The organism is Pseudomonadota bacterium (genome assembly GCA_013285465.1).
Lineage (GTDB): Bacteria > Pseudomonadota > Alphaproteobacteria > Micavibrionales > CSBR16-224 > CSBR16-224.
Window position 1 is genome coordinate 648,406 of record CP053449.1, and the last position, 14,036, is coordinate 662,441.

The window sequence follows — 14,036 nt, forward strand, 5'->3', positions numbered from 1 at the left end:
TAAAAAACAAAAAAGCGGCCTGATCTCTGCCGCGACAGTCACGGAAAACAGATGAAAGGCGAGGCGGCATATGGGCTTCAACTGCGGTATTGTCGGACTTCCGAATGTCGGAAAATCCACATTGTTCAATGCACTGACGGCAACAGCCGCAGCGCAGGCGGAAAATTTCCCTTTTTGCACGATTGAACCGAATGTCGGGCGTGTCTCTATTCCTGATCCGCGCCTTGACGAAATCGCTAAAATCGGCGGCTCGCAAAAAATCATCCCCACACAGATGGAATTCGTTGATATTGCCGGATTGGTCAAAGGTGCCAGCCGCGGCGAAGGTTTGGGCAACCAGTTTCTGGCCAATATCCGCGAAACAGATGCCATTCTTTATGTGCTGCGCTGTTTTGAAGATGACAATATCACCCATGTCGAAGGCTCCGTCGATCCGCTACGCGATGCGGAAACCATTGAAACCGAATTAATGCTGGCCGATCTGGAAAGTCTGGAAAAACGTCTGCCCGCAATGGAAAAAAAGGCGCGCAGCGGCGATAAAAAAACGCAGGAACAGATTGAGCTGATGAAGCGCTTTCTGGCTGTCTTGCAGGAAGGACGCCCCGCGCTGACAGCGGGATGGAGCGAGGATGAAGCGGAAGCCGTGCGCCAGCTGCAGCTGCTGACGACGAAGCCGATTTTATATGTGTGCAATGTGGCGGAAGCCGATGCCGCAAACGGCAATGAATGGACAAAAAAAGTCGCGGATATGGCGGCGGAAAAAGGCGCTGAATCTGTTGTAATCTGTGCCGCGATCGAATCGGAAATCGCACAGCTTGACGATGCGGAAGAAAAACAGGCCTTTCTGGAAGAAATGGGGCTGACGGAACCGGGGCTGAACCGCGTGATCCGCGCCGGATATAAATTACTGGATTTGATTACGTTTTTTACCGTCGGCCCGAAAGAAGCGCGGGCATGGACGGTACGCCGCAACGCAAAAGCGCCCGAAGCGGCAGGCGTCATTCATACTGATTTTGAAAAAGGTTTTATCCGCGCCGAAACCATTGCCTGCGATGTGTTCTTGTCTCTGGGCGGAGAGCAAAAGGCAAAAGATGCCGGAAAAATGCGTCAGGAAGGCAAAGACTATATCGTGCAGGACGGCGATGTCATGCATTTCCGCTTTAACGTCTAAGGAAATTATTGCTGCCCGCCGGCTTTTTGTTGTTCGATCTGTTCCTGCTGGCTTTTTGTCCGTTCCCAGATTTTGATTCCGGCTTTGTTCTCGGTTCTCCATTCCCGCACGGCATTTTGTACCTGCCGTTGTTCACGCAGGCTCAGCCGTGCCATCATATTTTTCAAATCCTGCCGCGCCCGTTCCGAGGCATCCGATGTGTCGTCACCGTAAAATTCAACGGAAAGCGACAACCATTTTGCGGCATTCAGAACATCACGTTTTACGCCCTGTCCGCCAAAATAACGCACGCCGACATGGTGCATGGCAAGAGGCTGGAAATTCTGCGCGGCACGTTCCAGCCAGCGCAATGCCTGTACATCATCCTGTTTCGTGCCTTGTCCTTGTGCGAACATCATGCCGACCATTTCCTGCGCTTCGGCGCTTCCGGCGCGTGCGGTCGTAATAAATTTTTCGAAGGCTTCCTCATATTTTTCTTCGGCATAGATGGCAAAGGCCTCGTCCAGCTGTGCGCTGAGCTCAACGATATTGGCGGCGCCTTTTTCCGTGCGCAGAGCCTGGCTGTTATCTTCCATGCCCGACAGCAAATGTTCCTGCCCTTCCTTCAGCAGGAGGCCGATTCCAAGGCTGCGGTATTCCTCAAAATCATCGGCAAATTTCTTTTCCTCCGTCTTTTTGTCCTTGGCTGCATAGGCAGGCACGGATATGGCGAGGCAGAGTGTAAGGACGAGAGCGGTGAAAATTGTTTTACGCATCTTTTGCGTCTCCTTGGAATTGGCAATAAGGGCATCAGCTATGCATTTTTTTTATGATAGCACAGAGTTCTTAAAAAAAAACTATTCCCGGCAACCTAAACGGGGTAGACGGGCGGCATTGTCTGTTCAAGCCATGCGCCGATATCCAGAACGCTGATATCGTCCAGCGCTGCGCCGATAATCTGTACCGCCAGCGGCAATCCGTCAGCGGAAAATCCCGCAGGGACGGAAATCGCAGGCAGCCCCGCCATATTTGCCAGAAAGGTAAAGGGTGTCCAGTCATACCAGATATCACCGGTCTCCGGATGAGGCGGAGATTGCACACCTGCTTGAAAAGCCGGGGTTGGTGTTGTCGGCATAATGAGAAAATCATATTTTTTGAAGAGTTTTGCACAATATTGCCGCAGTTCCAGCCGTAATTGCCGGGCATGCAGAAAGCGTGAGAGCGGCATATTCTGCCCCATTTCACCGAAGAGCCGCATTGAGGTGTCCATTTTTTCCAGCGATTTTTTATCGGGAAAATGCTCAATGATGGTACTGGCACCGGCCAGCCAGTTGATATTGGTCAGCTCGACCAGCCGTTCCAGCTGCGGTGTGATCTCTTCGACAGAGGCGATGTCCTGCAGATGTTGTGCGGTTTCTTTTACCGCTTTTGCGGTATCCGGATGCACGTAGATACCGGCGAAATGTGGAATATAAGCGGCTTTCAGAGTCTTTTTGTGCCGTTTCGATCTTTTGAAGGCGGATGTGACCTGCGTCGGATCACGGGAATCGCGTTTGCGCAACGCCGGCAGGCAGCTTGTAATATCGTCAATGCGTGCGGCCAGCAGCCCCGGTGTGGAAAAGGAATAAAAAAATGTGGCCGGAAAAATCGGCAATGCGTTTTGCGTCGGTTTATAGCCGAACACACCGGTAAAGCTCGCAGGGATACGGCAGGAACCGCCGGCATCACTGCCCAGATGAATCATCCCCATATTCATCGCTGCGGCAACGGCGCTGCCGCCGGAAGATCCGCCCGGTGTTTTTTTGGTGTTCCACGGGTTGCGGGTAATACCTGTGAGTGGACTGTCAGTCACACCTTTATGCCCGAATTCCGGCGTGGTGGTCGTACCCAGAAAAACAGCGCCTGCTTTGCGCAGATTTCTGACAACCGGCGAATCAGCTTTTGCCGGGCGCTCCGGCATCAGATAGGAACCTTGCCGCATCACCTGACCTTTGATCTCGAATAAATCCTTGATACTGGCGGGAATGCCGTCAATCGGGCTGAGAGCTTTGCCGCTGCGCCATCTTTTTTCCGATTCATGTGCCGCGGCGAGGGCGGATTCTGCCGTAACCAGACAAAAAGCGTTCAGTTTTTCATCATGGGCGGCAATATTTTTCAGGCAGTCCTGCACCAGTTCCACCGGCGACAAAGAACCGTTTTGGAACAGGGAGGTTGTTTCCGGTATGCTGCGCCGCGTCTTGGAGGAAGGTAAAGGATTGTTTGAAAACATTTTTTGTCTCGTTTGTAAAAATTGCAGAGAAAATATGCTATAATATTACTATATGTTTTTTTTCGCGCTATGATAACAATCATATGCGCGAATACGGCTGTACACCGTATAGCCTTACTGGGTTTGGATGTTAGATAAAACGGGTTGTTGAAGGATGAAGAAAAAACTGATTATTGCCTGTGTGGGAATCGCGCTGATGAGCGGGGTTGCCGCTGTGAAAACACCGGTCATGGCGCAGGATAGCGCTTATCCGGGGGTTTTGGTTCCGCAACAGAAAGATCCGGCCCGCAAAAAAGTGGAAGAGGAGCGCCCGGGTTACCGCGGCCTGATTCCCGGATGGCTGCCGGGCAGACGCTCCCAGCAGGAACAGCCGGAAGATATTGTGGAGAAAAATCCGGCGCAGCCTGTGGAGCCGGATGTACGCAGAACGGCACGTGGCACGCCCTGGCAGACAACAGCCCCGCAAAATATGCAAAGCTCGGTCAAGCCGGCATCTATTGAAAGCAAAGCGCGCCGGAAACCCTATTCGGTGAATGATCTGAAAATGATGGCGATGGTGCGCAATGAGGGCAGCTTTACGATTGAGGACAGCATTCTGGAGAATGTCTCTTTGCCGCCTTTTGTCATTGATGCCCTGTCGAAAGAGCCGACATTGCGCAAAGACGGTTTATCTTCTGCGGAATATATCGCCAAGCTTGAAATCACAAAAGCGATGAATGTGCTGGAAACGACAAAAAACGCGAAGGAACGCAAGGAAACCGCGGCGATTGTGGATGACTTTTTTGCGTCACTGATTGACCGTTATCAGATGGAGCGTGATATTCCGCAACGTGTGAAGGAAAAAGTCGGGCTGCCGAAAGTATATATCGAGCGGCGCAACAAGGAATTAACAAGCGCCATTAAAATGGTGGAAGATGCGCGCAAAACATTGCGCAGGCAGTTGTAAAAGAATGTAACCGGATTATTTTGGAAAGTGAGGACCGGGATGGTGAAGAAAGCAATACTATGTGGTGCGGTGGCCGTACTTTTGGCAGGAACAGCTCCTGTGCTGAGTGCGAAAGCGCAGAGTTTTGTATTGGATCCGAATAATAATGCCCCCCGTCAGTCTTCACGCGATGCCAAGCCTGCTTACGGGGGCGGTGTTATTGTCCCCTATAACCCGGACAGCAGCCGCAGCAGTTATCAACGCTCGCAAACGCGCACGCGCCAGCAGCAGCAACAGACGGGGCCGATTTCTTATGGTGCGCCCCGCGACAATAAAGGGCGTGCCGGCAGTATTTATAACGGCTATAGCAATCCTGAAGAGGAAAAGGCGGCCAGAAAAAGAACGCCGGATCACGAAGCAAGATTGCTGGCCTATAGAGAGCGGCAAAAGGCGCATAAGATCGAGCGTGAACAGAAAATACGGGAGCGCGCAGCAGCGCAGGAAGAGGCCATGGCGCGCGCCAAAGAGGAATATGATGCACGCAATGGCGGTGAGGAATAAACATTCCGGCATTGATAATATAAAGAAAGAAGCCGCATCACGCGGCTTCTTTTTTATTTTATGTGTCGTTTATGTGCAGAATAATCAGAGATGCTGTAATGAGGCTTTCAGCTTTTCGACATCTTCCGCGAGGGCGGGGTCGATGGTCATCAGCTCTTCGATCTTGCGTGTGGCATAAAGAACCGTTGTATGGTCACGACCGCCGAATTGCCGTCCGATATCGGGCAGGGAGGCGGGTGTGAGAATTTTGGACAGATACATCGCCACCTGACGCGGACGCGCCACTGCGCGCGCACGGCGCGGCGAATCCATATCGGCGGGACGGGTGCCGTAATGTTTGGCGACACCTGCTTTGATATCCTCCACGGTGATTTTGCGGTCATAGGCGCGCAACAGGTCTTGCAGAACCGTTTGTGCGGCAGCAAGGCTCATTTCCCGCCCCGTCAGTTCCGTATGCATGACAATGCGGTTCAGCGCCCCTTCCAGCTCGCGAATATTGGAGGTGATCTTCTCGGCCAGAAATACCAGAACGGCCTCAGGCACGCTGACAGCGGGCATCTGATTCAGTTTGGATTTCAGGATTTTCAAACGCAGGGCTTCATCTGCCGGATGGATATCCGCCACAAGTCCGCCGCCCAGACGTGACCGCAGTCTTTCGCCGAAACCGTCGATATCCGAGGGCGGACGGTCGGCGGAAATAACGATCTGCTTATTCTGGTCAATCAGAGCGTTGAAGGTGTGGAAGAATTCTTCCTGCGTCGAGGTCTTGCCGCTGATAAACTGCACATCATCAATCATCAGAATATCAACGGAGCGGAACATCTCCTTAAACGACACCGTGTCTTTATGCCGCAACGAGAGAATAAATTCATACATGAATTTCTCCGCAGACATATACATCACTTTGCGTGTGGGGTTCTGTTCCTGAACGGCCCAGCCGATGGCGTGCATCAGATGCGTTTTGCCCAGCCCCACACCGCCGTAAAGAAACAGCGGGTTGAAAGAGACTGTGCTGCTTTCTGCGACACGTTTGGCGGCGGCCAGCGCCAGTTCATTTGATTCACCTGCAACGAAATTGCCGAAGGTGAATCGAGGGTCCAAGGCACAATGGATACGCGGGGAGTGGGTGTTGTTTACTTCGCTTGATTCTTCTGTCTGCCCGTCGTCTTTTGCGTAGCTTTGTGCCAAAGAAGTTTTGCCGCCGGTTTGTTCCCCGTCATTGGCCGTGGCGGCATTGGCGGCCTCCATCGGTGTGCTGAATTCGGGGGCAACGATAATATCAATACCGATGACGTCACCGGGATAGGCGGCTTCCCAGATGCGTTTGATTTTATCGGCATAGTGCATGGCAACCCAGTCACGCACAAAGCGTGTCGGGGCGGCAATTTCGACCACGCGGTTTTGTACCGCGCAAACGGAAAGCGGGCCGATCCAGTTACGGAATTCGGTGTCGCCGATCTGTTTTTTCAAAAGTTTGGAGATGTGTTCCCATTTATGGTCGATGGAAAAATCGGAACCCTGGCCGTTAGCGGAAGAGGCAGTCGTGTCATGTGCCAATGAGTGTTTGCTGTGCAACATGTGTTTTCAAATGCCTTTTTTAAATGCTTCCGTTAATCCAATACACCCTTAAAAAAGACACAAGGATACCGTTTGCGGAACGGCGGATTTCCGCGCCTGCCACGTTGTTTTGTGTCTATAGGATAAAAAAGAAAGTACACAGAAACCCCCCTGTCTGACAAGACAGGAAATACAAAAAAACAGCATAAAATGGCAAAAAAACATCTTGACAGTTTTTGGGGTGAAATTCATGCGGCGGTTCAAAAAACGCGGAAATCATGTATTACGAAAATAATTTTTTTCCTGCTGTCCGGGTACGGAACAGGTATTTTATTCTTATTACAAAGCGATGCCGTTTTTTGCTTTCGGGAATTCTCAGCGTCAATTTTTCGAAGATTTGAAAAGTGATTCTAACGGCAGCTTATTTGCACGAAAAGCAGCCGTCACAGTATTGGCCATCAGACAGGCAATTGTCATTGGTCCGACACCGCCGGGAACAGGTGTAATGGCACCGGCGATTCTTTCCGCTTCTTCAAAACAGACATCACCTGTGATTCGGCCATCGGCAAGACGGTTGATTCCCACATCAATGACGGTGGCGCCGGGTTTGATCATGTCGCCGCGAATCAAATCCGCATTCCCTGTTGCGACAACAAGGATATCGGCCTGACGCGTCAGAGCGGGCAGATCTTTCGTTTTGGAATGGGCGATACTGACGGTACAGTTTTTTTGCAGCAGCAGTTGCGCCATCGGCCGCCCGACCAGCGGCGAGGCACCGACAATAACGGCATGCAGACCGTCAAAATTTGTCACGGCGCTTTCCAGCAGAATCAGACAGCCTGTCGGCGTGCAGGGCATCGGCTGCCCCGTCTGCTGCCAGAACAGTTTGCCGGCATTCAGGGCGTGCAGGGCATCGACGTCTTTATCGGGAGAAATTCTTTGCAGCAGATCGTAAGGGTCGGGGCGTCCGGGCAGCGGCAGTTGCAAAAGAATGCCATGCACCGAATCATCGCTATTCCATGCGGAGATTTGCGATTCGACCGCGTCCAGAGACGTCTCCTGCGGCAGGGTTTTGACAATGGATTTAATGCCGAGCGATTCTGCCTTTTGGCGTTTTTTACGGACATATATTTCGCTGGCGGGATTGCCTTCAACAAGGATGACACCCAGGGTCGGGGTGATGTCATGATTCGCTTTCAGCGCAGCGGCTGCGGCTGCAATTTTGCTTTCCAGCTTGCGGGCCTCATGGCGTCCGTCAATGATATCTGCCTGATGTGTTGCTGTTTGTTGTGTCATGCCCATAACCGCCCCGCCGCATATATTGATAGGTTAAAGCCCGTATAGCAGCCTTTGTAACATAGTAATGCCGATAAGCAAGATCAAAGGCGAAAAATCAAACCCGCCCACCGGGGGCAGAACCTTCTGGATACGTTTATAGGCGGGGTCGGTTGCGCGGGTCAGCAGATCATTGATCTTTTTTGCGATCGGATTGCGGATATTCAGAACCTGCAACATCACCAGCCAGTTGACGATGACAGAGGCAATAATAATGTAAAGATAGACTGTTAAGGCCAGTATCAAAAGATCGGTGATAAACACGGCAACACGCCTCCCGTAAAAATTATTTTCTTTAGGGATACTTTAGGCGAAGCTGCGCAATTCCTCAAGGGAACTTAGCGGCGTGTCGTGATCTGGAATGTGCTGTTCAGCAGATTGTTACAGCTATCCGGCAGAACGGTCGCACCGTTATCTTTCATGTGCTCACAATTTTGCAGCATTTGCTGATCGCGCTGGCTCAATGTCTGTGTGCCTGCGCCGTTATTGCCGGGCTGGTAATAAGAGCTGCCGCTGTTGTTCTGCTGCTCTTGTTGAAGCTTCATCGCTTCCAGTTGCAACCTCAATGCCTCGTTCTGCGCCTGCAAAAGTGCGAGCTGCTCATTCGGTCCGTTACGAATACTTTGAATTTCCTGCTGTACCTGAGTCTGTACGATCTGGCGCTCCATATTATATTGATCGCGTTGGCGCTGTGCTTCGATTTGCGCCTGTGTTTTGTTATCGGAACGGATGGAGCTGTTGACGGTGTGGCTGGGGCTTCTGTTGCCGGAGCCGCTACGCGTATCAACCGAGATTGTACGGGTTGTAATCATGCCGCCGTTGCCACCGCCGCCATTGGCACCGCTACCGTTGATGATGGCTTCGCGCTGGGCGCTCTGATTCGCCGTTGTTCCGGTTTTATAGGTGGCATCACGTTCGTTACGGTCATGTTCCATACGTTCGCGTGCACTTTTAAATGCGCCGCCCAGCCAGGATTTGAGTGTTTTGTTGACTTCGGTGACAACTTCTTCTTTGACGCCGTCGCCGACGCTTTGCGCATGCGCTTGTGACGGGGCAAATGTCATAGCGCCGACTGTCAGGGCAACCCCGATCATCAGGCTATGCTTAAAATTTCTTCCAACATTACGGTATTTCTTCTGGTCCATGACCCACACTCCCTTAAAGGCACAATTCCTGCATTTGCTCTATAAAGAACATAATACATGAACAGAGTGTATTTGTCAAGGTTTTGACATAATAAAAATGCGGGAACCGCATGAAAAGGGAAGATTTTTAGATGTCGATATCCTGCGCAAAGCGGGCATTCTCCTGAATAAACTGGAAACGGGCCTCGGGGCGCTTGCCCATCAGCTGTTCGACCAGATCACCCGTGGTGGCCACCGCGATTGATTCGCCTTCCACAGCGTCTTCTTTGGGCAGAACCACGCGCAGTAATCCGCGTTTTTTCGGATCCATCGTGGTTTCCTTCAATTGTCTGGCGGGCATTTCACCAAGACCTTTAAAGCGGCTGATATCAATTTTTTTCTTACCTTTGAAAACCGTCTGCATCAGCTCATCCTTATGCGCATCGTCACGGGCGTAAAAACTCGTACCGCCCGCGGCAAGTCTGTAAAGCGGCGGCATGGCCAGATACAGGCATCCCGCTTCAATCAGCTCCGGCATTTCCTTGTAGAAAAACGTCATCAGCAATGCGGCAATATGTGCGCCGTCAACATCGGCATCGGTCATAATGATGACGCGTTCATAGCGCAGCTTGTCCAGATCGAAATTCTTGCCCGTACCGCATCCCAGCGCTTGCAGCAGATCGCTGATTTCCTGATTGGCGCGGATTTTTTCCGCGGTGGCGCTGGCGACGTTCAGGACTTTACCGCGCAGCGGCAAAATGGCCTGTGTCTCGCGGTCGCGCGCCTGTTTTGCGGAACCGCCGGCACTGTCGCCCTCAACAATGAAAATCTCCGTGCCTTCGGCGGATTTGCGGCTACAATCGGACAGTTTGCCGGGCAGGCGCAATTTGCGTGTCGCGGATTTACGCGACAGCGTCTTTTCCTCTTTTTTGCTGAGACGCTCTTCCGCAACTTCCAGCACATGGGCGAGCAGTTCATCCGTCATTTGCGGATTACCGGTCAGCCAGTGATCGAAATGGTCGCGTATGGCGGATTCGACCAGACGCGGCACTTGTGCGGAGACCAGTTTTTCTTTCGTCTGTCCTTGAAATTGCGGTTCGCGGATAAACAGTGACAGCATCACCGCCGCTGTGCCCAGTACGTCATCGGCGGTCAGAATACCGGCGCGTTTTTGCCCGACCATCTCGGCATAGTTTTTCAGGCCTTTGATCAAGGCAGAGCGCAAACCGGTTTCATGCGTGCCGCCCAAAGGGGTGGGAACGGTGTTGCAATAAGAGCGGATAAACGCATGGGAGGGATGTGTCGGCCAGGTCACGGCAAATTCGACTTTGCCCGCACCATCCGGCAATTCCGCCATATTGTAAAAAGGCTGCGGCGTGACCAGTGACGTTCCCGCGATTTCGGCAGACAGGAAATCCAGAATGCCGTTTGGAAAATGTATGGTTTCCTGCTGCGGCGTTTCCGCATTTTCTTCCAGCAGTGACGGGTCACAGGACCAGCGGATTTCCACGCCTTTGAACAGATAGGCTTTCGAACGGGCAAGTTTATAGATCAGGCCGGGTTTGAATGCGGCTGTTTCACCGAAAATTTCCGGATCGGGGTGAAAGCTGACGGTCGTGCCGCGCCGGTTGCTGACAGGCCCAAGGTCTTTCAGCTTGCCCAGTGCCACACCGCGTGAAAATTCCTGTGCAAAAAGTTTTTTATCGCGGGCGACTTCCACGCGCAGATGATCACTTAAAGCATTGACGACGGAGACACCGACACCGTGCAAACCGCCTGATGTCTGATAGGCCTTGCCGCCGAATTTACCGCCCGAATGCAGCGTTGTCATGATGATTTCCAGCGCCGATTTTCCCGGAAAGCGCGGATGGTCGTCAATCGGGATGCCGCGGCCGTTATCGCTGATAGTGACCAGATTATCCGGCGCAAGCGAGACTTCAATACGCGATGCGTGACCGGCAACGGCCTCATCCATCGCATTATCCATGATTTCGCTGACAAGGTGGTGCAGGGCGCGCTCATCCGTGCCCCCGATATACATGCCGGGACGGCGGCGGACGGGCTCCAGCCCTTCCAGTACTTCGATATCCGTCGCCGTATAGCTGTCGCCGGATTGTTTTGCGGTATTGTCAAAAAGCTCGGTCATTTATTTTTATTTCTGCTTTCGTCCGGACTGAGGTCAGATTAACCTTTGATAAAACTGTATGCGAGATAATATAATATGAACGTCGTATTGAAAACAAGTACGGAAGCAACCGCCGAATATGGATCAGACTGAAAGAATACCCGCGCTGCGCACAATTGCGATGCCTGCTGACACCAATCCGCGCGGCGATATATTCGGGGGATGGTTGTTGTCACAGATGGATTTGGCCGGTAGTGTTCTGGCGCAAAAGACGGCAACACAGCGCGTGGCAACGGTCGGCGTACAGGCGATGACCTTCCACCAACCGGTGTTTGTCGGGGACGAGGTGAGCTGTTATACGGAGCTGGTACGTGTCGGCAATACCTCGGTGACGGTGCAGGTTGAAAGCTGGGCACGGCGTTGCGACGAAGAAACGGAAATAAAAGTCACGGAAGGGCAGTTCACTTATGTCGCAATTGACGAGAATCGCCGCCCCGTGCAAATACCGAAAGACAGTACCTGAGAATACCGGAGGGGTAAAATGACGCAGGAAAACGGAAAAATAAAATTTATCGGAAAAGCATTCTGCGTGATGGCGCTGGGGCTGTGTCTGGCGCTGGGCGGTTTTTCAGGCTCTGCCGCAGCATGGTCACTGAAGGGCATGAAACAATCGCGGGATCGCGATGCGATGCATCATGATGCCGCATCTTCCATCACCGATCTTTTTACCAAGGATAAACCTGTCTCCGCAGTTGAGAGTCTTGGCGATTTGCCGGATTTTAAAATCAAGGACGAGGCAAGCTTCCAGAAATACACGGTGGAAATTCACGAAGTTCCCTATAACGAGACCACGCTATCCTATCGGTTGCGTCTTCCCGAAACATGGGACAAAAGAACACAGCATATGGAGCAGGGTGTCCAGCTGCACAAAAGGCTGATGTCGCATATTACGACATTCATGGCACCGCCGATTGCCGATGTCCGCCCCTCTATGACCATTCAGGCCAAGAATCTGGAACATGAGATTGATGCGGCGCATTGGCTGCGCCATTATCTGCTGGTCAACGGTTTTACCTTGAGCGGTGAAGTCGAGGGCAAGGATCTGCGCAATGCAAATGCGCATTTCGTCTATGTGCGTGACGAGGCGGCCTATGCCGGATATGCCCGCGCCATTTTTCACGGCAATATGGTGACGCTGGCGCGTTTTGATGTGCCGCAGCGTTTTGTCAAATGGTATAGTGTTTTGCAGAAACAGGCTGTGGATACGCTTGCGCTGGTCTTTCCCAAATCCGGTACGATTGAAGAATGGCGCCGCGATAATCTGGGCGGCGAATTGCTGGAAATGCAATACCCGGCCAGCTGGGTGCGCAACCGTACCCGTTACAACGAAGACGGTATTAAAACAAGTTTTGAACTGCATAATCAGGCGGAAGAAAATAAGGTTTTCGGGCTGATGCATTTTACCGCCATTAAACGTTCCAAAGATACGGATTTGCCAACGGAAATAGAAATTCTTAAGAAAAGTCTTGAGGAGGTCTACGGGTTGTATGTCAAGGAAATCAAATCATCCCAGCCAAGCTACGGGCCGCTGGAATTCGATTATATCCGGGAAGAAATTTATATTGTCGGTTTTGAGGCTGAACGGGGAATTCAGGATCAGGAGCTGCGGCTGCTGGTGATGGCGGATAGCAAATGGTATGTGATCTTTTACATGATGACACCGCTGGAAGCGAATGACTTCTATAACTGGGCGCGTAATATGCGCGCCTATGCCATCATTAAGGATAGTTTTCTGTAAGATTGCATGCGGGTATGTATCAGGGAAGCGGGAAGAATTTGACCTTGCCGCCCTTGATGGCCACGGCCAGCTCGCCGTGTTTCAAGGCCAGCGCTTTCTGCCCGAAAATATCGTAACGCCAGCCCCGCATAGCCGGAACATCGGCGCGGTCATTCTGGGCGATCTCTTCCAGATCCTGCGCATTGGCCAGCAGTTTCGGGGCGATTTTGTGTTCTTCACAGGTGTATTTCATCAACACACGCAGCAATTCGATAATGGCGGCGGCCTGATCTGATAAGCCGCGGCTTCTTTGCGGTTGCGGAATATCCGCAGGCGGTTTCGCTTTTTTGATTTTGTCCAGCAGCAGATCAAGATCTTTTGAAGCGATATCTTTCGGGAAGCGGCGGATTTTGTCGAAATCATCGCGGGTGTTGATCTTGTGCATGGCAAGATTTTGCATGACATCATCGCGCATGATACGTGTGCGCGGACGGTTCTGGCGTTGCGCGACTTCCTCACGCCATTCCGCCAAAGCCTGCAGGCGGGCGATGACATCTTTTTTCTCGGTGCGGATTTTCAGGCGTTTCCATGCGTTTTTCGGGTCGGCATCATAGGTTGCGGGGTTCAGAAGAGCCTCGTGATCTTCGGCAATCCATTCCGCACGCCCGCTTTCCTCCAGCATGGGGGCCATTTTGATGTAAATGTCGCGCAGATAGGTCACATCCGACAAGGCGTAATCCAGCTGCTGCGGGTTCAATGGACGTTTTTTCCAATCGGTGAAACGCGAGCTTTTATCAATGGCTTTCCCCAGAAAGCTTTTGACCAGTTTCTCATAGCCGATCTGGTCACCGAATCCCAAGACCATGCCGGCGATTTGCGTATCAAAGACGGAAACAGGCATTTTATCGAATTCGTGATAGAAAATCTCGATATCCTGACGGCAGCCATGCATGACTTTCAGGATTTTTTTATTCATCAGCAGCGCATGAAAGGGGGCAAGATTGATATCCTCGGCCAGAGGATCAATCGCGGCATAGTTCTTTTTGTCACTGCCTGCGGCAATCTGTATCAGGCACAGTTTGGACCAATAGCTGCTGTCGCGGATAAATTCCGTATCAACGGTTATAAAGCTCTCTTTTTGTAGCCCGTCACAGAATTTTTTCAGGTCGGCTTGCTGTGTGATGGTTTTTGTCATTATTTTCGCAAGAAGTGT

Annotated in this window: 13 protein-coding genes; 5 read left to right on the plus strand and 8 right to left on the minus strand. The window is 51.8% G+C overall.

The genetic code is table 11. From position 1 onward, the window contains the following. The first annotated feature begins 70 nt into the window (after positions 1-70). Complete coding sequence (gene ychF / locus HND56_03145; protein QKK04742.1) at positions 71-1,171, plus strand: redox-regulated ATPase YchF; 1,101 nt, start codon at positions 71-73, stop codon at positions 1,169-1,171. Positions 1,172-1,176: 5 nt separating this feature from the next. On the opposite strand, the gene HND56_03150 is transcribed toward ychF, so the two are convergent. Next, positions 1,177-1,926, minus strand: a complete 750-nt coding sequence (locus tag HND56_03150; GenBank protein ID QKK04743.1) for a sel1 repeat family protein — start codon at positions 1,924-1,926, stop codon at positions 1,177-1,179. Between the two features lie 95 nt (positions 1,927-2,021). Next, positions 2,022-3,419: an amidase gene (locus HND56_03155; GenBank protein QKK04744.1), complete on the minus strand. Its 1,398-nt coding sequence runs from the start codon at positions 3,417-3,419 to the stop codon at positions 2,022-2,024. Between the two features lie 154 nt (positions 3,420-3,573). On the opposite strand from HND56_03155, the gene HND56_03160 reads away from it, so the two are divergent. Further along, positions 3,574-4,365: a hypothetical protein gene (locus HND56_03160; protein QKK04745.1), complete on the plus strand. Its 792-nt coding sequence runs from the start codon at positions 3,574-3,576 to the stop codon at positions 4,363-4,365. 39 nt (positions 4,366-4,404) lie between these two features. Beyond that, positions 4,405-4,905 (plus strand): hypothetical protein, encoded by a 501-nt coding sequence (locus HND56_03165; GenBank protein QKK04746.1) that lies wholly within the window; start codon positions 4,405-4,407, stop codon positions 4,903-4,905. Between the two features lie 84 nt (positions 4,906-4,989). On the opposite strand, the gene dnaA is transcribed toward HND56_03165, so the two are convergent. From dnaA to parE, 5 genes are all read right to left on the minus strand, one after another. Further along, a complete protein-coding gene (gene dnaA / locus HND56_03170) occupies positions 4,990-6,483 on the minus strand; it encodes a chromosomal replication initiator protein DnaA (protein ID QKK04747.1) in 1,494 nt (497 codons plus the stop codon). 360 nt (positions 6,484-6,843) lie between these two features. After that, positions 6,844-7,758 (minus strand): bifunctional methylenetetrahydrofolate dehydrogenase/methenyltetrahydrofolate cyclohydrolase, encoded by a 915-nt coding sequence (locus tag HND56_03175; GenBank protein ID QKK04748.1) that lies wholly within the window; start codon positions 7,756-7,758, stop codon positions 6,844-6,846. Positions 7,759-7,791: 33 nt separating this feature from the next. Further along, positions 7,792-8,061, minus strand: coding sequence for a YggT family protein (locus HND56_03180; protein ID QKK04749.1), 270 nt, complete (start codon positions 8,059-8,061; stop codon positions 7,792-7,794). A 74-nt stretch (positions 8,062-8,135) separates the two neighbouring features. After that, positions 8,136-8,942 carry a hypothetical protein gene (locus HND56_03185; protein QKK04750.1) on the minus strand — a complete coding sequence of 269 codons (807 nt, stop codon included), beginning with the start codon at positions 8,940-8,942 and terminating at the stop codon, positions 8,136-8,138. A gap of 127 nt (positions 8,943-9,069) precedes the next feature. Beyond that, positions 9,070-11,067, minus strand: coding sequence for a DNA topoisomerase IV subunit B (gene parE / locus HND56_03190; protein QKK04751.1), 1,998 nt, complete (start codon positions 11,065-11,067; stop codon positions 9,070-9,072). 118 nt (positions 11,068-11,185) lie between these two features. On the opposite strand from parE, the gene HND56_03195 reads away from it, so the two are divergent. Both HND56_03195 and HND56_03200 read left to right on the plus strand, forming a co-directional pair. Next, positions 11,186-11,569 carry an acyl-CoA thioesterase gene (locus HND56_03195; GenBank protein ID QKK04752.1) on the plus strand — a complete coding sequence of 128 codons (384 nt, stop codon included), beginning with the start codon at positions 11,186-11,188 and terminating at the stop codon, positions 11,567-11,569. An 18-nt stretch (positions 11,570-11,587) separates the two neighbouring features. Beyond that, positions 11,588-12,844, plus strand: a complete 1,257-nt coding sequence (locus HND56_03200; GenBank protein ID QKK04753.1) for a hypothetical protein — start codon at positions 11,588-11,590, stop codon at positions 12,842-12,844. Between the two features lie 19 nt (positions 12,845-12,863). On the opposite strand, the gene rnd is transcribed toward HND56_03200, so the two are convergent. Beyond that, the gene (gene rnd, locus HND56_03205; protein ID QKK04754.1) at positions 12,864-14,018 is read right to left on the minus strand and encodes a ribonuclease D; all 1,155 of its coding nucleotides are present in this window, start codon (positions 14,016-14,018) and stop codon (positions 12,864-12,866) included. Positions 14,019-14,036: the final 18 nt, after the last annotated feature.

Coding starts and splice junctions, on each gene's coding strand:
- parE (QKK04751.1), bottom strand. CDS start 11,067: ATGACCGAGCTTTTTGACAATACCGCAAAACAATCCGGCGACAGCTAT.
- HND56_03195 (QKK04752.1), top strand. CDS start 11,186: ATGGATCAGACTGAAAGAATACCCGCGCTGCGCACAATTGCGATGCCT.
- ychF (QKK04742.1), top strand. CDS start 71: ATGGGCTTCAACTGCGGTATTGTCGGACTTCCGAATGTCGGAAAATCC.
- HND56_03165 (QKK04746.1), top strand. CDS start 4,405: ATGGTGAAGAAAGCAATACTATGTGGTGCGGTGGCCGTACTTTTGGCA.
- HND56_03175 (QKK04748.1), bottom strand. CDS start 7,758: ATGACACAACAAACAGCAACACATCAGGCAGATATCATTGACGGACGC.
- HND56_03150 (QKK04743.1), bottom strand. CDS start 1,926: ATGCGTAAAACAATTTTCACCGCTCTCGTCCTTACACTCTGCCTCGCC.
- rnd (QKK04754.1), bottom strand. CDS start 14,018: ATGACAAAAACCATCACACAGCAAGCCGACCTGAAAAAATTCTGTGAC.
- HND56_03160 (QKK04745.1), top strand. CDS start 3,574: ATGAAGAAAAAACTGATTATTGCCTGTGTGGGAATCGCGCTGATGAGC.
- HND56_03155 (QKK04744.1), bottom strand. CDS start 3,419: ATGTTTTCAAACAATCCTTTACCTTCCTCCAAGACGCGGCGCAGCATA.
- dnaA (QKK04747.1), bottom strand. CDS start 6,483: ATGTTGCACAGCAAACACTCATTGGCACATGACACGACTGCCTCTTCC.
- HND56_03200 (QKK04753.1), top strand. CDS start 11,588: ATGACGCAGGAAAACGGAAAAATAAAATTTATCGGAAAAGCATTCTGC.
- HND56_03185 (QKK04750.1), bottom strand. CDS start 8,942: ATGGACCAGAAGAAATACCGTAATGTTGGAAGAAATTTTAAGCATAGC.